The sequence below is a fragment of the Pseudomonas sp. RG1 genome (assembly GCF_025910115.1).
GTDB lineage: Bacteria > Pseudomonadota > Gammaproteobacteria > Pseudomonadales > Pseudomonadaceae > Aquipseudomonas > Aquipseudomonas atacamensis.
Genome location: NZ_JAPCIK010000002.1, coordinates 371,432 through 391,477, shown reverse-complemented (window position 1 = coordinate 391,477; position 20,046 = coordinate 371,432). Strand labels below are relative to the sequence as shown.

The window sequence follows — 20,046 nt, the reverse complement described above, 5'->3', positions numbered from 1 at the left end:
TTAATGAACCTCGACCACGGAGCCCTGCAACTTCTGCAAGGCATCGTTGACCGCGTCCGGCATCAGCTGGCGCAGGCAGTTGTAATGGCCGAACCGGCAAGTTCGATCGAAGCACGGGCTGCATTCGATGCCCAGGCGCACGATTTCGACCTGCTCGGCCAGCGGCGGGGTGAAGCCCGGCGAGGTCGAGCCGTACACCGCGACCAGCGGACGATTCAATGCCGCAGCGACGTGCATCAGGCCGGAGTCATTGGACACAACGGAATCGGCGCAGGACAGTAGGTCAATGGCCTCGGCCAAAGAAGTGCCGCCGCTGAGGTTGACCGATTCTTCGCGCAGGCCCGGGATCAACCGGGCGCGGATGTCTTCGCCGACCGCGTGATCGTTTTTCGAGCCGAACAGCCAGACCTGCCAGCCTTCGCGGATGCGCGCTTCGGCGACCTTGGCGTAGTGCTCGGACGGCCAGCGCTTGGATTCGCCGAACTCGGCGCCGGGGCACAAAGCCAGGACCGGGCGATCGAGAGTCAGGCCGAATTTGGCCAGTGCCGCTTCGCGGGTCACCGGGTCGATTTGCAGACTCGGGCGCGGGTACGGCTTCGGCAGCTCGTCGTTCGCTTCATAGGCCAGCGCCATGAAACGCTCGATCATCAGCGGGTAGCGTTCTTTGTCGAGGGTACGCACGTCGTTGAGCAGGCCATAGCGGAACTCGCCGCGCCAGCCAGTGCGTTTCGGAATGCCGGCAAAAAACGGCACCAGTGCCGATTTCAGCGAGTTGGGCAGCAGGATCGCCTGATCGTACTGACCGCGCAGAGATTTGCCGATGCGCCGGCGCGTCGCCAGTTCCAGCGCGCCGTGGCCGAGCGGGAAGCTCAAGGCCTTGCGCACTTCGGGCATGCGCTCGAGGATTGGCCGGCTCCATTCAGGCGCCAGCACGTCGATTGCGCATTGCGGGTGGCGCTGTTTGAGACACTGAAACAGTGTCTGCGCCATCACCATGTCACCGACCCAACTGGGCCCAACGATCAGAATATTCATGTGGTTTCCAAAAACGAACCGGGGAGGCATTTACGCCTCCCCGCCTCGATAATTCTACAAACACTGTAGATCTACTGTGGGAGCGGGCTTGCCCGCGATGGGGTCTTCACATTCAACATTATTGTCGTCTGATACTCCGCTATCGCTGGCAAGCCAGCTCCCACAGGGTTTTGCATCTGTTTCAACATCTGCATTTCAGCGCAGATCACTGTGGGAGCGAGCTTGCTCGCGAAGGGGCCATCACATCCGACATCGGTGTCGTCTGACACTCCGCCTTCGCGAGCAAGCTCGCTCCCACAGGGTATTGGGTGCTGCATAAACCGCTTTCAGCTTAGCCCCATCTCTTTCCATATCCGCAAAACCTGCCGGCGTTCGTCGGCAAACTGGTCGCCCGGTATCACCCCGGCGTCCTTCTGCAAGGCCTGCCGGTGGGCGGCGGAGCGATAGGCCTTGTAGGCCTCGCGCAACAGACTGGCATCTTCGGCGGGCATCAGCCGTTCGTGTTCCAGCTCTTCCAGAATGCGGATGTTATCGGTCCAGCGCAGCAGCGGTGGATGGCTGTGCGACCACGCCAGGGCCGCGTATTGCACCATAAATTCAATATCGACGATACCTCCGGCGTCCTGCTTGAGGTCAAACGGCACGCCCGCGTCGAACGCATTCGCCGCCGTGCCGGCCGCAGTGCTGCGGGTGCCGAGGTTGTCGCGCATCTTCGCGCGCATCTCGCTGACTTCCTGTTGCAGTTTGGCCAGATCCCTAGGTTTGCCCAATACCTGCGCGCGTACTTTCTCGAAGGCCTGGCCAACATCCTGACTGCCCACCAGCACCCGCGCGCGCACCAAGGCTTGATGCTCCCACGTCCATGCTTCGTTTTCCTGATAGCGCGCGAACGCGCCGAGGGAACTCACCAGCAACCCGGAAGCACCGGAGGGACGCAGGCGCATATCCACTTCATACAGCTGGCCGGAGTTGGTCTGCGCTGTGAGCAAATGAATGATCCGCTGCCCCAAACGCGTGAAGAACTGCGCGCCGTCGATGGATTTCGGCCCGTCGGTTTCCGCCTGCGGATCGCCGTCATGGATGAACACCAGATCCAGATCGGAACCATGCCCCAATTCGATACCGCCGACTTTGCCATAACCGACAATGATGAAGCCGGGATCGCACAGCGTGCCGTCGGTGCGCAGCGGCGTGCCGTACTTGGCCACGGTCTGCCGCCAGGCCAGGGCCAGCACCTGTTCGAGAATCGCTTCGGCCAGCCAGGTCAGGTAATCGCTGACTTTCATCAGCGGCAGGCTGCCTGCAATTTCCGAAGCGGCGACGCGCAAGCGGTGCGCCAGTTTGAAATGGCGCAGGGCTTCCATTTGCTGCTCGAGGTCGTCTTCGGGAATTCGCGTCAGGCGTTCGCGCAACTCGGCCGCCAGTTCCGGCGCCAGCGGCGGCTTGAACAGCCGACCTTCGTTGAGCAACTCGTCGAGCAGCAACGGGAAGCGCGTGATCTGCTCGGCAATCCACGGGCTCGCCGCACACAAGGTCAGCAGGCGGCGCAGCGCGCCCGGGTTTTCCGTGAGCAAAACCAGATACGCCGAGCGCCGCGCCACCGCTTCCACCAGCGGCAGCACGCGCTCGAGTACCAGATCGGGATTGTCATGCTCCACTGCTTGCGCAAGCAGTCGTGGAATAAAGGCATCGAGACGCTCGCGTCCCAGCCGCTGCATCGCGCGCAATTGCGGACTGCCACGCAAACCGGCCAGCGCTTTCAGGGCTTTGCCGGCATCGACGAAACCGCCCTCCTGCAACTGCCGGCACGCGGCCTCCTCGTCCTGTTCTTCCTCCCATAGCGGCAGCCATTCGCCACCGACCACCACTTCGCTTTCGCTGCCCTCTTCCTCATCGGGATCGGCGATCACCTGGGCGAAATGCCAGGCCACCCGCCCGCGCCAGTACATCAATTGTTCATGGAACGCCGACCAATCGGCGAAGCCCAGCATGAAGGCGATCCGCGCCTGATCCTGAGCGCTGTCCGGCAGCATCTGCGTCTGACGGTCGGCAATCGCTTGAATGGCATGTTCGGTGTAACGCAGAAACTCGTACCCTTCGCGCAATTCACTGACCACCGCCGGCGGCAGATAGCCCTGCCCTTCCAGCGTGCTCAGCACCTTTAATAGAGGACGCTGTTGCAGGCTCAGGTCGCGGCCACCGTGGATCAATTGAAAGGCCTGAGCGATGAACTCGACTTCACGAATGCCGCCGGAGCCGAGCTTGATGTTGTCGGCCATGCCCTTGCGCCGCACTTCCTGCTGGATCAACTGCTTCATGGTGCGCAGCGCTTCGATCGCCGAGAAGTCCAGATAGCGCCGATAAACGAACGGCCGCAGCATGTCGAGCAACTGCGCGCCGGCAACCTGATCGCCAGCCACCACGCGCGCCTTGATCATCGCGTAGCGTTCCCAGTCGCGGCCCTGATCCTGGTAATACTGCTCCAGCGCGTTGAAGCTGAGCACCAACGCACCAGACGATCCGTATGGACGCAGGCGCATGTCGACGCGGAAGACGAAGCCGTCGACCGTCATCGGATCCAGCGCCTTGATCAGACGCTGGCCGAGGCGGATGAAGAATTCCTGATTGTCCAGCGAGCGTTTCACGCCGACGGTTTCGCCGCCTTCGGGGTAGGCGAAGATCAGGTCGATGTCGGAAGACAGATTCAGCTCGACCGCGCCGAGTTTGCCCATGCCGAGGATGACCATCTGCTGCGGCTCACCACTGCGCCGGCCGGTCGGCGTGCCGAATTGCTCGCAATGGCGGCTGTACAGCCATTGATAAGCCTGATCGATGGTGGCGTCGGCCATGTCCGAGAGGTCGCGGCAGGTCTGCACCAGATCGGCCTGACGGGTCAGGTCGCGCCAGATGATCCGCACCTGATGGCGTGCGCGTTGGCGGCGCAAGGCGCGGCCGAGTTCGTCTTCGCTCTGCGCGCTGTTCACAGCGGCGGCAATCTGTGCGCACAGCTCGCCGGGCGCAAACGCTCGATCAAGTTCGCCGGACGCGACCAGCGACAACAACATCAAAGGGTCACGAATGCTCTGTTCAATGACAAATTCGCTGGCGGCGCTGACGCGGGCGAATTGCGCCCAGCGCTCCGGCGTCCAGTTCGACAGGCCGTGATCGTCTTCAAGGGCGGCGACGGACGTACGGAACGACTGCTCGGATCGGCTGACCAACGGCAGGAGAATGGCGGGCAGTTCGGCAAGCACGGGCAGGGTCATGGTCTATCCTTGATCGGCGTATTGAGGGCCGCTTGTAGTGAATGATGAAAACCCGCTACGTGAAGGACTGTCGAACAAAAGTTAGAAATAGCTGAAATTTCTTCTTCTTTGGCATCCAGCATCAAACTTTCACCTTATTCGGATGGAAATCGACCCGCCTTAACGATTATTCTCACAACGCAGTCGGAGGCCACAAGCCTTTCATCTGTAGTTTTACTACTCGTCTATACATTCGAAAGGCTGAAATGCCGGAAGATTTGTAGTAAAACTACACGCCGCCGGAACAACCTGTCGGCAATCCAAGAATTTTAAATCGTCTGCCCACAAGGCCAGTCGCAAACTCAGGCAACCGATTCTGGAAGCCTTTCCGCCCTGGAGCAAGCCATGCAAGACCTCGATCCCGTCGAAACCCAGGAATGGCTGGACGCCCTGGAATCGGTTCTCGACAAAGAAGGCGAAGACCGTGCTCACTATCTGATGACCCGTATGGGCGAACTCGCGACCCGCAGCGGCTCGCAGCTCCCTTACGCGATCACCACGCCTTACCGCAACACGATCCCCGTTACCCACGAAGCACGCATGCCTGGCGACCTGTTCATGGAACGCCGCATTCGCTCGCTGGTACGCTGGAACGCGATGGCCATGGTAATGCGCACGAACCTGCGAGATTCGGACCTGGGTGGTCATATCTCCAGCTTCGCTTCCAGTGCGACCCTGTATGACATCGGCTTCAACTATTTCTTCCAGGCCCCGACCGACGAACACGGCGGCGACCTGATCTACTTCCAGGGCCACACCTCGCCAGGCGTTTACGCCCGCGCATTCATGGAAGGCCGCATCACCGAAGACCAGATGAACAACTTCCGTCAGGAAGTCGATGGTCAAGGCCTGTCGTCCTATCCGCACCCTTGGCTGATGCCTGACTTCTGGCAGTTCCCGACCGTATCGATGGGTCTGGGTCCGATCCAGGCGATCTACCAGGCGCGCTTCATGAAGTACCTGGAGCACCGCGGTTTCATCCAGCCGGGCAAACAGAAAGTCTGGTGCTTCCTGGGCGACGGCGAGTGCGACGAGCCGGAATCCCTGGGCGCGATCTCTCTGGCCGGCCGCGAGAAGCTGGACAACCTGATCTTCGTCATCAACTGCAACCTGCAGCGCCTCGACGGCCCGGTTCGCGGCAACGGCAAGATCATCCAGGAACTCGAAGGCGTGTTCCGCGGCGCTCAGTGGAACGTGACCAAAGTCATCTGGGGCCGTTTCTGGGACCCGCTGCTGGCCAAAGACGTCGACGGTATCCTGCAACGTCGCATGGACGAAGTCATCGACGGCGAGTACCAGAACTACAAAGCCAAAGACGGCGCGTTCGTTCGCGAGCATTTCTTCAACACGCCTGAACTCAAGGCAATGGTTGCCGATCTGTCCGACGACGAGATCTGGAAACTCAACCGTGGCGGCCACGACCCGTACAAGGTCTACGCGGCGTACCACGAAGCGGTCAACCACAAGGAACAACCGACCGTCATCCTCGCCAAGACCATCAAGGGTTATGGCACCGGTGCCGGCGAAGCGAAAAACACTGCGCACAACACCAAGAAAGTCGACGTCGACAGCCTGAAGCTGTTCCGCGACCGCTTCGACATCCCGGTCAAGGACGAAGAGCTGGAGAACCTGCCGTTCTTCAAGCCGGAGCCAAACAGCGCCGAAGCGCGTTATCTGGCCGAGCGCCGTGCCGCACTGGGCGGTTTCGTGCCGCAGCGCCGCGCGCAGAGCTTCAGCGTACCGACTCCGGATCTGGACACCCTCAAAGCCATCCTCGATGGCTCGGGCGACCGTGAAATTTCCACCACCATGGCTTTCGTGCGGATCCTCGCGCAACTGGTCAAGGACAAGGAAATCGGCCCGCGCATCGTCCCGATCATCCCGGACGAAGCCCGTACCTTCGGCATGGAAGGCATGTTCCGTCAGCTGGGTATCTACTCCTCCGTCGGCCAGCTCTACGAGCCAGTCGATAAAGACCAGGTGATGTTCTACAAGGAAGACCAGAAAGGTCAGATCCTTGAAGAAGGCATCAACGAAGCAGGCGCCATGAGCTCGTTCATCGCTGCCGGTACTTCGTACTCCAGCCACAACCAGCCGATGCTGCCGTTCTACATCTTCTACTCGATGTTCGGTTTCCAGCGTATCGGCGACCTGGCCTGGGCCGCTGGCGACAGCCGTACCCGTGGCTTCCTGATCGGCGGCACCGCCGGCCGTACCACCCTGAACGGTGAAGGTCTGCAGCACGAAGACGGTCACAGCCACCTGCTGGCCGCGACCATCCCGAACTGCCGCACCTACGATCCGACCTACGGCTACGAGCTGGCGGTGATCATTCAGGACGGCATGAAGAAGATGACCGAAGAGCAACAGGACATCTTCTACTACATCACCGTGATGAACGAGTCGTACCAGCAGCCAGCCATGCCGGCCGGTGCCGAAGAAGGCATCAAGAAAGGCATGTACCTGCTCGAGGAAGACACTCGCGATGCGGCGCACCACGTTCAGCTGATGGGCTCCGGCACCATCCTGCGTGAAGTGCGTGAAGCGGCGAAGATCCTGCGTGAAGAGTTCAACATCGGCGCTGACGTGTGGAGCGTTACCAGCTTCAACGAACTGCGTCGCGACGGCCTCGCCGTAGAGCGCAGCAACCGTCTCAAGCCTGGCCAGAAGCCTAAGCTGAGCTACGTCGAAGAGTGCCTGAACGGCCGTAAAGGTCCGGTCATTGCTTCTACCGACTACATGAAGCTGTTCGCCGAGCAGATCCGTCAGTGGGTACCGTCCAAGGAATTCAAAGTCCTGGGCACCGACGGTTTCGGCCGCAGCGACAGCCGCAAGAAACTGCGTCATTTCTTCGAAGTCGACCGTCATTTCGTGGTGTTGGCAGCCCTGGAAGCACTGGCTGACCGTGGTGATATCGAACCTAAGGTTGTGGCCGAAGCCATCGCCAAGTTCGGCATCGACCCGGAAAAACGCAACCCACTGGACTGCTGAGGAGACATTTTGTGAGCGAACTCATTCGCGTACCTGACATCGGCAGCGGTGAAGGTGAAGTAATTGAACTGTTTGTGAAGGTCGGCGACCGCATCGAAGCCGACCAGAGCATCCTGACCCTGGAATCGGACAAGGCCAGCATGGAAGTGCCGGCCCCGAAAGCCGGCGTCATCAAGAGCCTGAAAGTGAAGCTGGGCGACCGTCTGAAAGAAGGCGACGAACTGCTCGAGCTGGAAGTCGAGGGCGCCGCTGAAGCGGCCCCTGCACCTGCCGCCGCACCTGCTGCGAAAGCCGAAGAGAAACCGGCTGCGGCACCAGCTGCTGCCGCGCCTGCCGCTGCTCCTGCTGCCGCTTCGGTACAGCAAGTGCACGTGCCGGACATCGGTTCGTCGGGCAAGGCGCAGATCATCGAAATCCAGGTCAAGGTCGGCGACAGCGTCGAAGCTGATCAGTCGTTGATCACTCTGGAATCCGACAAGGCGAGCATGGAAATCCCGTCGCCTGCCGCTGGCGTGGTCAAGGCCATCAGCGTCAAGCTCAACGACGAAGTCGGCACTGGCGATCTGATTCTGGATCTGGAAGTGGCGGGTGCTGCGGCCCCGGCTGCCGCCGCTCCGGCTCAGGCTGCTGCGCCTGCTGCCGCTGCGCCAGCCCCGGCTGCTGCTCCGGCTGCACCGGTTGCCGACAGCGTTCAGGACATCCACGTTCCGGACATCGGTTCGGCTGGCAAAGCCAAGATCATCGAAGTGCTGGTCAAGGCCGGCGATACCGTCGAAGCCGACCAGTCGCTGATCACCCTGGAATCCGACAAGGCGAGCATGGAAATTCCATCGCCTGCCGCTGGCGTGGTCGAAAGCGTTTCGATCAAGCTGGATGACGAAGTCGGCACCGGCGACCTGATCCTCAAGCTCAAAGTCAAAGGCGCGGCCCCGGCTGCTGCCCCGGCTGCGGCGGCTGCACCGAGCGCTCCGGCACCTGCTGCTCCGGCTGCCGCTGCACCTGCTGCCACCGCTCCAGCCGCCGCACCGGCTGCTACACCAGCGAAACCGGGCGCCAAAGTTCACGCCGGCCCTGCCGTGCGTCAACTGGCTCGTGAGTTCGGCGTCGAGCTGAGCGCCGTTGGCGCCAGCGGTCCGCACGGTCGCATCCTCAAGGAAGACGTGCAGGTTTACGTCAAGGCGATGATGCAGAAGGCCAAGGAAGCCCCGGCCGCTGCTGGCGGCGCTACCGGTGGCGCAGGCATCCCGCCGATCCCGGTGGTCGATTTCAGCCGTTTCGGCGAAATCGAAGAAGTGCCGATGACCCGCCTGATGCAGGTCGGCGCTGCCAACCTGCACCGCAGCTGGCTGAACGTGCCACACGTCACGCAATTCGACTCGGCGGACATCACCGAGCTGGAAGCCTTCCGTGTTGCGCAAAAAGCCGTGGCCGAGAAGGCTGGCGTCAAGCTGACCATCCTGCCGCTGCTGCTCAAGACCTGCGCGCACCTGCTCAAGGAACTGCCGGACTTCAACAGTTCGCTGGCACCAAGCGGCAAGGCGATCATCCGCAAGAAATACGTGAACATCGGCTTCGCCGTCGACACTCCGGATGGCCTGCTGGTGCCGGTGATCAAGAACGTCGATCAGAAGAGCCTGCTGCAACTGGCTGCTGAAGCGGCTTCGCTGGCTGAAAAAGCCCGCACCAAGAAGCTGTCCTCGGACGAGATGCAGGGCGCCTGCTTCACCATTTCCAGCCTCGGCCACATTGGCGGCACCGGCTTCACGCCGATCGTCAACGCGCCGGAAGTGGCGATCCTCGGTGTTTCCAAGGCAACCATCCAGCCAGTCTGGGACGGCAAAGCCTTCCAGCCGAAGCTGATGCTGCCACTGTCGCTGTCCTACGATCACCGCGTGATCAACGGCGCTGCAGCTGCACGCTTCACTCAGCGTCTGGGCAGCCTGTTGGGCGACATCCGCACCATCCTGCTGTAACCCAAACGGCCCTCCGGCGACGGAGGGCCGCTTGCTGCACCCTTTCGAGCGCCACACGCTCGTACCTCAACCCCGTCAATTGACGGGGCTTTTTTTTGCCTGAAATAAACCGGATCGCGCCTCTTTCCTACAACCTGCGCTGACATCGGCCACAGGTCTGGTCCACTTAACGCCAATATTTTCTGCCGCCGGCCAACTAACCTCTGCTCAGGAAAGTTGCTTCAATGCGCTCCGCTTATTTAATTCATCTTATTAAAATCTCGAACGGAATCGATCATGTTCAAACCGACTATCGGCCCCATCGTGGGCCACGCCACAACTAACGAAGTGCGCATTTTCATGCGCGGCGAACAACAGGACAAAAAACGCGTATTTGCAGGAGTTCGCGCCCGCAAGGCCGGAACGGAAAAATGGTCGAACAGCGTATTTGCACTTTTGAACCCGGCCAATGACATGTCGGGTGTACTGGTATTACAGCGGCTGGACGCCGATTGTGAATACGAATATCAAGCCGGCTGGCTAAGCCCGATGAATCCGGTACACACCATCGACACAGTGGTGGAGTTTCCACTGCAATGGCCGCGACAGCTCTACCGCTTTCGTACCCGCACCGCGCAAGCCAGCCAGCCCCGGGGCTTTATCGTCGGATCTTGCCGTTATCTGCGGATCACCGCGGGGATTGCTTCGTTGCCGCAACTGGGCGATCGCATCTTTGGCTCGATCAATCAACTTGTCGAGAGCAGTCATCTACCCGTCAGCGCGGTGATCATGACCGGCGATCAAGTGTATGTAGATGATTTGAATATCATTGCTCCGGATCGCGAAGCCAAAGACATTCTGAAGAAGTATCGAACGGCATTCTCGCAACCGAACATTCGACGATTGATGTCCAATACATCGACTTACATGATGCTCGACGATCATGAAATAGAAGATAACTGGCCCGCCAATGCAAAAGATGCGGACAAGGACTTGTATCGCAACGCCATGGCTGCTTATGAACTTTATCAAGCCAGCCACAGTCCGGTTTACGCATATAACAGCGAGGGCCAGATAGACCGGAATACCTTGAAGCATTATTGGTATCAGTTCGGCGACAGCGATATCGCCTGGTTCGTCACCGACAGTCGCACCCGACGTAACTTGTCGAAGGATGACCGGCGCATTCTCGACATCGAGCAAGAACAGGCCCTGCTGCAATGGCTGATCCATAGCCCGGCACGGGTGAAGTTCGTGGTGACCAGCGTGATGTTCTATCCCGATCGCAAGTTCAACGGTGACGATGCCTGGAAAGCTTTTCCCGAGCAGCGTCTGCGCCTGCTGGAAACCATCCGCACTCACCGGATCAAGAACGTGGTGTTCGTCTCCGGCGACGTCCATGGCTCGCTGACCAGTCGCTTGAGTCACAGCGAGGACACCGATTTCGAGGTGCACACCATCGTGTCCTCGCCGCTGCACAACAGCAAATTGCTGCCGTATGCCAAGGCTTCAACGTTTATCCTCGATCAACCGCTGGTGCGCACGGCAGCCGGGAATTATCGGCACGAGCTCACCAGTGCCGTGGTGAGTCAGGACAATTTTGCGCATGTGGTCGTTGAAGCTGATCAGATATTGGTCAATTACCATGACCGCGATGGCAAGAAGTTGCAGTCGATCAGTATGAAATTGCGTTGAAACACCAAAAGATCGCAGCCTTTGGCAGCTCCTATATGGCTACGTGGCGCCTGCAAGAGTTGTTCAAGGCTGCGATCTTCTGCTCATTTCAGTTGTGCACTGGAGAAATGTTCACTGCAGCCGACATATTCTTATAGCACTTGGCCTTCATCTCTCTTGTCAGTCGGTGCCGCAATGATGCAACCTTGCCGCAGCCAACAGACAAGAGGGCGAGAGCCCGGCGCATTCAGCATATTTCCAAGCGAGTTTCCTTCATGAAGAGCCAGCCCGATGCCGCCAGCCGTATGGCGGCCGAGGTAGTGACGCAGTTGCCGGTGCCCTCGCGGCTCGGCATGCTGCGTTTCGAGCGCTTGAATGAAGCCAGTTGGGCAATGCTGTTCCTCGATCCCAACTGCGAACGCCAGTTTGGCCAGCCGGCCGTCGAGCTCTGCGCACTGGTCGGCTCGCCCTACGCCAGCCTGATGGAGCCCGAAGCGCGCTATCAACTGCATGACGCGATCCAGCAGCAACTGAGCAAAAGCGCGCATTACGTGGTGCGCTACACCCTGCACACCGCCGCCGGCGCGTTGAACATGCTCGAGCTGGGCGAAGCCTACAAACAGCACAACCGGCATTTGCTGCGCGGCTACCTGCTGGCCGTCGACGAGGTGTTCGACGAAACCCAGGCGCTGCCTTCGGTCGACCTGGAAACCCAGAACTCGCGCCTGCAAATCGCCCTTGAGCTGAACCAGCGTGCCCAGCAGGAACAACTGCAGCATCTGGAACGCGTGCGCGCCCAGCAGGATCTGATTCTGCTGCTCGCACGCCAACGCTACAGCACGCACAACTCGCTGCAGGAAGCCGCCGAGCTGATCACCCGCTGCGCCTGCGATATCTACGAAATCGACTGCGCCAGCCTGTGGAACCTCGAAGGCCAGCGCTTGCTGCCGATCTCCGCCTACCACCGCGCAACTCAGGAATACATTCTGCCGGAGCCGATCGATATCAGCGGCTTCCCCGATTACATGGAAGCGCTGCACAGCAGCCGCGCCATCGATGCGCACAACGCCATGCACGACCCGCGCACCCGCGAGATGGCCGAGGCGATGCGTCCGCGTGACGTCAACGCGATGCTCGATGCCAGCATTCGCGTCGACGGCCAGGTAGTCGGCGTGTTGTGCCTGGAACAGACCGGCGTCACCCGCGCCTGGCAGTCCGACGAAATCGCCTTTGCCGGTGAGCTCGCCGACCAGTTCGCACAAGTGATCAACAATCACAACCGCCGCACTGCCACCAGCGCCCTGCACCTGTTTCAGCGCGCGGTCGAGCAAAGCGCCAACGCCTTTTTGCTGGTCAACTGCGACGGCGTGGTCGAGTACGTCAATCCGAGCTTCACCGCGATCACCCAGTACACCACCGAGGAAGTCCACGGCCAGCGCCTGTCGGAATTGCCGGCGCTGGAAAACCTAAGCGAACTGCTGTTCGACGCGCCCTCGGCGCTGGCCCAGAGCAACAGCTGGCAGGGCGAATTCAAAAGCCGCCGCAAGAACCTCGAACCGTACTGGGGCCAGCTGTCGATTTCCAAGGTCTATGGCGATAACCGTGAGCTGACGCATTACATCGGCATCTACGAAGACATCACCCAGACCAAACTCGCGCAGCAACGTATCGAGCGCCTGGCCTACACCGACAACCTGACCAACCTCGGCAACCGTCCGGCATTCATCCGCAATCTCGACGAGCGCTTCGCCCGCGACAGCGATACGCCGATCAGCCTGTTGCTGGTGGACATCGACAACTTCAAGCGGATCAACGACAGCCTCGGCCACCAGACTGGCGACAAACTGTTGATCAGCCTCGCCCGGCGCCTGCGCAACAGCCTCAGCCCGAGTGGCAGCCTGGCGCGTTTTGCCAGTAACGAATTCGCCGTGTTGCTCGACGACACCGACCTTGAAGCCGGGCAGCAGATCGCCAGTCAGTTGCTGATGACCCTCGACAAGCCGATGTTCGTCGATAACCAATTGATCAGCGTCACCGGCTCCGTCGGCCTGGCCTGCGCGCCGCTACACGGGCGCGATCCGCAGACCCTGATGCGCAACGCCGGTCTGGCACTGCACAAGGCCAAGGCCAACGGCAAACACCAGTTGCAGGTGTTCACAGAAGCGCTGAACGCTGAAGCCAGTTACAAACTGTTCGTCGAGAACAACCTGCGCCGCGCCCTCACGCAGAACGAGCTGGACGTGTTCTACCAGCCCAAGCTGTGCCTGCGCAGCGGTCGCCTGCTGGGCATGGAAGCGCTGTTGCGTTGGAACCATCCGGAACGCGGCATGATTCGCCCGGACCAGTTCATCAGCGTCGCCGAGGAAACCGGCCTGATCATTCCGATCGGCAAATGGATCGCCCGTCAGGCCTGCCGCATGAGCAAATCCCTGACCGCTGCCGGCCTGGGCAATCTGCAGGTGGCAATCAATCTGTCACCGAAACAGTTCTCCGATCCGGATCTGGTCGCCTCGATCGCCAACATCCTCAGGGAAGAAGCGCTGCCGGCCAGTCTGCTCGAACTGGAGCTGACCGAAGGCTTGTTGCTGGAAGCCACCGAAGACACGCATTTGCAGCTCGACCAGCTCAAGCGCCTGGGCCTGACCCTGGCCATGGATGACTTCGGCACCGGGTACTCGTCGCTGAGCTATCTGAAGAAATTCCCGATCGACATCATCAAGATCGATCGCAGCTTCATCCATGAAATCCCCGACAACCAGGACGACATGGAAATCACCTCCGCCGTGATCGCCATGGCCCACAACCTGAAACTCAAGGTCGTCGCCGAAGGCATCGAAACCGCCGAGCAACTGGCGTTCCTGCGCCGGCATCGTTGCGACGTCGGTCAGGGTTATCTGTTCGACCGACCGATTCCGGGTGATGAACTGATCAAAGCGCTCAAGCGCTATCCGCGCGGCCCGCTCTGTCTCTAACGCCGGCTTCTATGAAGATCCCTTGTGGGAGCGAGCCTGCTCGCGAAGGCGATAAAACCGTCGACATCTTCGTCGCCTGACACCCCGCTTTCGCGAGCAGGCTCGCTCCCACAGTTTTGATAGTGCGAATTCCGGCATCATTCGGCACACTGGCGGTCTGACTTTTTACCTCCAACCTGACTGAGAGGAACGCTCATGGTTCTGCGCTCGGAAATTCTGGTGAACAAAAACGTGCTTCCAACCAAAGAACAAGCCCTGCCCGGCCGCGAAACCCCGATGACCCTGCCGGAAAAACACTTCGTCTTCGATGACACCCCGCTGCTCGGTCCATTCTTTCAGGACGTCGACTTTGCAATCTTCGGTCTGGGTTGCTTCTGGGGCGCGGAACGACGTTTCTGGCAGCGCGAAGGCGTGGTCAGCACCGTGGTCGGTTACGCCGGTGGCTTCACGCCAAACCCGACTTATGAAGAAGTCTGCTCGGGCCTGACCGGCCACGCCGAAGTGGTCTTGGTGGTGTATGACAAGGCTCAAGTCAGTTACGAAGAACTGCTGGCGATGTTCTGGGAACTGCACAACCCGACTCAGGGCATGCGTCAGGGCAACGACATCGGCACCCAGTACCGCTCGGTGATCTATGCGACCACCCCAGAGCAACTGGATGCGGCACTGAAAAGCAAAGACGTGTATCAGGCGGAACTGGCCAAGGCCGGTCTGGGTGAAATCAGCACCGAGATCGACCAAGCCCCGCCCGTGTACTTTGCAGAGGCCTATCACCAGCAGTATCTGGCGAAAAACCCTGAAGGTTACTGCGGGATTGGCGGCACCGGCGTGTGCATGCCTGCGAGCCTTGCGGGCAACTAGCCCGACTGATCGTTCCCACGCTCTGCGTGGGAACGCAGCCCGGGACGCTCCGCGTCCTGACAGCGGACGCAGAGCGTCCATTGAGGCATTCCCACGCGGAGCGTGGGAACGATCGCTCGGCGATCAACTCTCGGCAATCAACCAATCCATCTGCCAGCCACCCTGGGTCTGCCCAAGCTTCTTCGACAACCACGGCAGCAGCTCCCGCAGTTCTTCCTCCAGCCCCCACGGCGGATTGGCGATCGCCAGCCCGGAACCGTTCAGGCTGTTCGGCGTGTCCAGCGGATGCACCAGCAGCTCCACACGCAGCAACTTCGGTGCACCCGTGCCTGCCAGGTCCTGATAGAAACGCCGCAGTGCACGCTGATCCTTCACCGGATACCAGATCGCAGCCACAGTCTGGCGCATGCGGCCGATGGCTTCTTTCATCGACGCCGCGCAACGCTGCATCTCGTCGAGTTGCTCGAACGGCGGATCGATCAGCATCACCGCGCGCTTTTCCTGCACCGGCAACATCGCCCGCGCCACATGCCAGCCCTCGCCCAGATGCACTTTCACTCGACGATCGCCGGCCATGTTGTCCTTGAGCAACACGCCATCTTCCGGGTGCTTCTCGTTGAGCATCACCCGATCCTGCGGCCGCGTCAGACGCCGTGCCAGCTCCGGCGAACCCGGGTAATAGCGCAACTGGCCATCCGGGTTCATCTCGTGCAGCACCTTCATGTAATCAGCGGTCAGCGCCGGCAGGTCCGGCTGATCCCACAACCGCGCAATGCCTTCCAGGTACTCGCCGGTGCGATTGGCCTGATCGCCCTGCAAGTCATACAGACCAATGCCGGCGTGCGTGTCGAGATAGGCAAACGGCTGCTCCTTGCGCGACATCAGGGCTATGAGGCGGGTCAAGGTCAGGTGTTTGAACACATCGGCGTGATTGCCGGCATGGAAGGCGTGACGATAATTCATGGCTGCTCCTGCGAGGGCCGCAAAGTTTACCTTTTACCGGTCGGCAAGTCAGGGGTTGGCGGCCGAGCGGACAAAAAGCCTGCCCTCACCCTAGCCCTCTCCCGGAGGGAGAGGGGACTGACGGTGGCGATCTTGCGAATTACGTCGACCTGAATGATCCACGTGATCTCAGGCTTGGCCAAGCGAAGTTCACCACTGAAGTCGCAAGTCGGCGTACATCACCCAGACAACTCGGTCAGTCCCCTCTCCCTCTGGGAGAGGGCTAGGGTGAGGGGCTTTGCTTTTATGGCGTTAAACTGGCTAACCATGAACGACAGGAAGTCAAAAACTCATGCGGTATCTCATCATCTGTTCACTCAGCCTTCTAAGTCCATACCTCGCCCTTGCCGACGAAACCCACATTGAACAGGCACGCCAGACACTAAAGAACTACGGGCTGGGCCACTGCATTCTGAAGCCATTCAACGAACGCTCAGCGCTGGAAAAAGACATTGCGCTGTCCGCCAATGCCTATTCATTCATGGGCAACGGCCTACATTCCATCCTGCAAGATGAAGACACGCTGCAAGTGCTGCACGATCCCTATAAAGAAACACTGAGCTACATATCGGCGGCTTACCAGCAGACACCGTCACGCAGCAAACTCTCAAATGAAAAAGTGGTGTTCCTTGCGTGCCTGAAGATCTACAACTCCGAAGCGTTCAACCGCTTTATCAAAACCCAAGATGCCTACATCTCTGACTGACCCCCCGATTTCAATCAATCAAAAGATCGCAGCCTTCGGCGGCTCCCACATGGGATAGGCGCTCACTCTGCCGAAGGCTGCGGCCTTTCGATCTTCAGGCGGGCAAGCTGCGCAAGCGCTTGCCGATGACATCGAGCACATCACAGCCATCGCGCAATGGGATGGCGCACAGCAGGGCGAAGTCGCTGAGGATCACGGAGTCGCATTCGATCGAGCCGCGCATGCACATGTTTTCCAGGACCTGAACCACGGCGCGGATGCGGTGGTTGGCAGCGTCCATGAGGATGTCGAGAGGCACATGGGTGTCGACGAACAGGCTGGGCATGTCGCTGCAATTGCCGGTAAGGGCCATGAAGCGGTTGTCGGGGTGAGGCGTGATTTTTTCGTAGGGTGAATCAGTATGCATATTGGTCATTTTCCGGGCCCCATGATTGATAAACGTGAGCCGCCATCACACCTTCCTACGGGTTAGGGTGGCAGCTGTGCGCAGGAGTAGGAACCGAGCAATCATGGACCTCGGCCACGCCGAAGCGTGCCCCACGCACAGCCGCCGCGAACGATCTTACGGACTTGAACCAAGTGCCGCAAAAAGCCAACGAACTGTAACGTCATGAATGCGGGGATCCTTCACCCTGCCACCGCTCTCGCAGTGACAACGAAAAGACTATCCCTGCAACTCACCACGCACCAGTTCATGAAAGCCGCCGCGATTCGAAGGAAACGTCCGAAGCGTTTGCCCCGAAATTTCACTCTGCCTCTGCCAGCAAAAACTCCAGAAGCGCCGATCGTGACGAATCTTCCGACATCGATAATTTTAAAAACTGCCCGACCTTGCAGCGCAAAACAGCCTCGGGAAACGCCTCGAACACGGCCGGTTGCTCCTCGCTCAGCCATTGCAAAGCATTGGCGATGCGTACGCTTGCATCAGTCTGCGCCAACAGCGATTGCGGCACGCTCCACCACGGAAAGACCCGCCCCGAAACCAGCGCACGCCCCCCGATTTCAATGGCTTGGCCATTGATCAAGGCTCGTGAAACGACTGGCAGCCATTGCGCGGGAATGACCTCGTCAGACTGCAAAAGAGGCAGCAGAAACCGACCATCCCAAAAGCGGAAAAACACCGCTTTACCGTCCGGCATCAGCACTTGAGTCAGGCTGCGGAAATGTTCGACCAGCACGTCAAGATCCGCCGAAGACACCGCCAACCATCCCCAATCCCGGGATTCTGTTTCCGCCACCCAACGTAAAAACTCACTGTCCGCAGCGACAATTCCCACATAGGGCATCACCGCGTCCCACTCGGCATAAATCGTCTCGGCCCAGACCGGATTCGCCCTGCCCTGCCAGGCTTTGAAAGCATCGGCATCGCTGGCGCGGCTGAAAATGGCGAACAGTTGTTCCGACGCATGCAGCGGTTGCCGCGCCAGCCATTGTTCGGGTGTCAATTCCTCACGCTGCACAGACACCATCCTTACAACGCTCACACTCTTCGCAGAAAGGCGCATCACCTTTGAGACTCATGATCTGTGCGGCGGTGAGAATCGCCGCCGGCGCAGCGACCAGTTTCTCTGGCAAGCCCGGCACCACCGGTGCCGCACTCGTTGCCGCCATTGGCGCGCCACCCACAACAATCGGCACGCTGCTGAAAATTCCGCCGGGGCCGATGTTGATCCACTGTCCGCCGGCCTGAATCGTCGCGCTCGCGCCGCCATCAATGACCACTTGCTGGCCTGCGCTGATATGGATCTGCGCCGAGGCGCTGGTGGCCTGGCTGTTCACCCGCACCTGCCGGTCGCCGAGCACGGACAAATGATCATCCTGCCTGACTTCGGTCTGGCGCTGGCCGTGGGTGATGCGCTGTTCGTCGGCCTTGAGTTCATGCCGGGCGGTGCCGGTGACCACCACACTGCGCTGATTATCGACCTGCAGCTGCTGGTCGTTGAGCACATGCTGGGTCCAGTTGCGCTGGGCACGCAGGTAGATTTCCTCGGCGCCTTTTTTATCCTCGATGCGCAGTTCGTTATAACCGCCACCTCCGGGGCTGCTCTGGCTGCGGAACACGCTTCGGGTCTTGTCTGCCGGCAGATCCAGCGGCACAGGGGTCGCCGCATTCGGCAAACAACCCATGACCAGCGGTTTGTCGGCATCGCCATCAATGAAGCCGACCAGCACTTCCATGCCGACTCGCGGAATCAACACGCTGCCGTAGTGATCGTGAGCCCAACCGGTCGCGACGCGCAGCCAGCAACTGGAGTGCTCGTTGAGTTCGCCATCACGATCCCAGGCCAGTTGCACTTTGACCCGTCCATATTCATCGCAATGGATTTCCAGATCTTTCGGGCCGGTGACCACGGCAGGTTGGTAGCCCGACATGCGCGGTTTTTCCGGGCACAGCGCCGGACGAAAGACCACGTCCCACGGCGTGGCGACGAAAGTATTGCGGTAGCCCTGAAAGGATTCGCCATCGCTGGTCACCGATTCCTCCAGCACCTGCGGCTGACGGCCGCGATGCTCGACACAGGTGAGCAACCACAGATCATTCCAGTCGCTGCGCGGATGCTCGGTGAGTTGCAGGAAATGGCCGCAGACCAGCGAGGATTCGTCGCTGCTGCCCTCGGCCTGACAGTAATCGGCGACGTGCCGTTCCAGCGCTCGCCGAGTCAGCTGTTTGCCGGTTTCACGATCACTGAATTGGCCGGGAAAATGATAGTCCTCCAGCACCGGACGCTGCTCGCCGTCACTGCGACTTTCCAGAGACAGCCGTGGTTTTTCGAAGTTGTAGTCGCGCCGGGTGACGACGCTGGTGCGGGTTTCCACGCGCACATTGAAACGCTGAATCGCCGGCGCGCCCGCCGACATGCCGCTGCCCGGCAAATACAGCGTCGGCGCGGGCAGCTTGGGGAATACGGTCTGGTCGTCGCCGAACACCAGCAAATGGCCTTCGGGGCTGTGTTGAAAGTGGTAATGAATGCCTACTTCGGCACACAGGCGCTGGATAAAGGCCAGATCGCTTTCGGCGTATTGCACGCAGTATTCGCGCTCCGGGTATTCGCTGCCCAGGCGAAATTCAAAAGCATCGCGCAGGATCGAATGGTCCTTGAGGATCTGCGTGACAATTTGCGGCACGCTCTGATGCTGAAAAATACGCTGGTTGATGCGATGCCCCAGATACGTCAGACGCGGGACAAGGCTGAGGTGATAGCGTGTCAGACGTTTCCCGGAATCACCCTGTCCGACCTGATAAATCTGACCATGAATACCGCAACCCTGAGCATCGAAACTCAGAAACGCCTGACCATGCAGCAGGCTTTCCAGATCCAGGTCCGGCCGCTCGCTGACCAGTTCCAGCTCGAAGCGAAAGGGTTGGCTGATGGCTTCCCTGCCCGTGAACTCAAGGACTTTGAGGTCATGCCGGGCGCCTTCGAGGGTCAACGTGAAACGCGGTTGATTGGCAGGCGCGAACATCCGATGTCTCTCTGCAGTGTGAGGGCGGGCGATTCTGCATGAGGGGCAAGGGGTGCCGAGCAGGTGACGGGAAATTCAGATTT

General features: G+C 59.9%; 13 protein-coding genes. 6 read left to right on the top strand and 7 right to left on the bottom strand.

All coding sequences use genetic code 11. The features are described 5' to 3' along the window. From waaF to OK411_RS03385, 3 genes are all read right to left on the bottom strand, one after another. Positions 1 to 1,035 carry a lipopolysaccharide heptosyltransferase II gene (waaF, locus tag OK411_RS03395; protein ID WP_136492368.1) on the bottom strand — a complete coding sequence of 345 codons (1,035 nt, stop codon included), beginning with the start codon at positions 1,033 to 1,035 and terminating at the stop codon, positions 1 to 3. A 326-nt stretch (positions 1,036 to 1,361) separates the two neighbouring features. Then, positions 1,362 to 4,301, bottom strand: a complete 2,940-nt coding sequence (glnE, locus tag OK411_RS03390; protein ID WP_264364418.1) for a bifunctional [glutamate--ammonia ligase]-adenylyl-L-tyrosine phosphorylase/[glutamate--ammonia-ligase] adenylyltransferase — start codon at positions 4,299 to 4,301, stop codon at positions 1,362 to 1,364. Next, entirely contained in the window at positions 4,298 to 4,423 is a 126-nt protein-coding gene (locus tag OK411_RS03385; protein ID WP_256205860.1) for a hypothetical protein, read from the bottom strand. The genes glnE and OK411_RS03385 overlap by 4 nt, the downstream gene beginning before the upstream one ends. 262 nt (positions 4,424 to 4,685) lie before the next feature. Between OK411_RS03385 and aceE the strand changes: the two genes are divergently transcribed. The 5 genes from aceE to msrA all read left to right on the top strand — a co-directional run bounded on the left by aceE (position 4,686) and on the right by msrA (position 14,790). After that, a complete protein-coding gene (aceE, locus tag OK411_RS03380; protein ID WP_024011316.1) occupies positions 4,686 to 7,331 on the top strand; it encodes a pyruvate dehydrogenase (acetyl-transferring), homodimeric type in 2,646 nt (881 codons plus the stop codon). A gap of 11 nt (positions 7,332 to 7,342) precedes the next feature. Then, on the top strand, positions 7,343 to 9,304 hold the full coding sequence (aceF, locus tag OK411_RS03375) for a dihydrolipoyllysine-residue acetyltransferase (protein ID WP_130899570.1): 1,962 nt from the start codon (positions 7,343 to 7,345) through the stop codon (positions 9,302 to 9,304). Positions 9,305 to 9,580: 276 nt separating this feature from the next. After that, positions 9,581 to 10,978: an alkaline phosphatase D family protein gene (locus OK411_RS03370; protein ID WP_217879198.1), complete on the top strand. Its 1,398-nt coding sequence runs from the start codon at positions 9,581 to 9,583 to the stop codon at positions 10,976 to 10,978. A gap of 254 nt (positions 10,979 to 11,232) precedes the next feature. Then, positions 11,233 to 13,929 carry a putative bifunctional diguanylate cyclase/phosphodiesterase gene (locus OK411_RS03365; RefSeq protein WP_122699824.1) on the top strand — a complete coding sequence of 899 codons (2,697 nt, stop codon included), beginning with the start codon at positions 11,233 to 11,235 and terminating at the stop codon, positions 13,927 to 13,929. A 195-nt stretch (positions 13,930 to 14,124) separates the two neighbouring features. Then, on the top strand, positions 14,125 to 14,790 hold the full coding sequence (msrA, locus tag OK411_RS03360) for a peptide-methionine (S)-S-oxide reductase MsrA (protein ID WP_264364417.1): 666 nt from the start codon (positions 14,125 to 14,127) through the stop codon (positions 14,788 to 14,790). A gap of 123 nt (positions 14,791 to 14,913) precedes the next feature. On the opposite strand, the gene OK411_RS03355 is transcribed toward msrA, so the two are convergent. Then, entirely contained in the window at positions 14,914 to 15,753 is an 840-nt protein-coding gene (locus OK411_RS03355) for a 23S rRNA (adenine(2030)-N(6))-methyltransferase RlmJ (RefSeq protein ID WP_016772007.1), read from the bottom strand. 331 nt (positions 15,754 to 16,084) lie between these two features. Between OK411_RS03355 and OK411_RS03350 the strand changes: the two genes are divergently transcribed. Beyond that, positions 16,085 to 16,498, top strand: a complete 414-nt coding sequence (locus OK411_RS03350; RefSeq protein WP_264364416.1) for a hypothetical protein — start codon at positions 16,085 to 16,087, stop codon at positions 16,496 to 16,498. 94 nt (positions 16,499 to 16,592) lie between these two features. On the opposite strand, the gene OK411_RS03345 is transcribed toward OK411_RS03350, so the two are convergent. The 3 genes from OK411_RS03345 to tssI all read right to left on the bottom strand — a co-directional run bounded on the left by OK411_RS03345 (position 16,593) and on the right by tssI (position 19,963). Then, positions 16,593 to 16,913: a hypothetical protein gene (locus OK411_RS03345; RefSeq protein WP_122751665.1), complete on the bottom strand. Its 321-nt coding sequence runs from the start codon at positions 16,911 to 16,913 to the stop codon at positions 16,593 to 16,595. Between the two features lie 331 nt (positions 16,914 to 17,244). Beyond that, complete coding sequence (locus tag OK411_RS03340) at positions 17,245 to 17,958, bottom strand: DUF4123 domain-containing protein (RefSeq protein WP_264364415.1); 714 nt, start codon at positions 17,956 to 17,958, stop codon at positions 17,245 to 17,247. Next, complete coding sequence (gene tssI, locus OK411_RS03335) at positions 17,948 to 19,963, bottom strand: type VI secretion system tip protein TssI/VgrG (protein ID WP_264364414.1); 2,016 nt, start codon at positions 19,961 to 19,963, stop codon at positions 17,948 to 17,950. Before tssI ends, OK411_RS03340 begins: the two co-directional genes overlap by 11 nt. Positions 19,964 to 20,046: the final 83 nt, after the last annotated feature.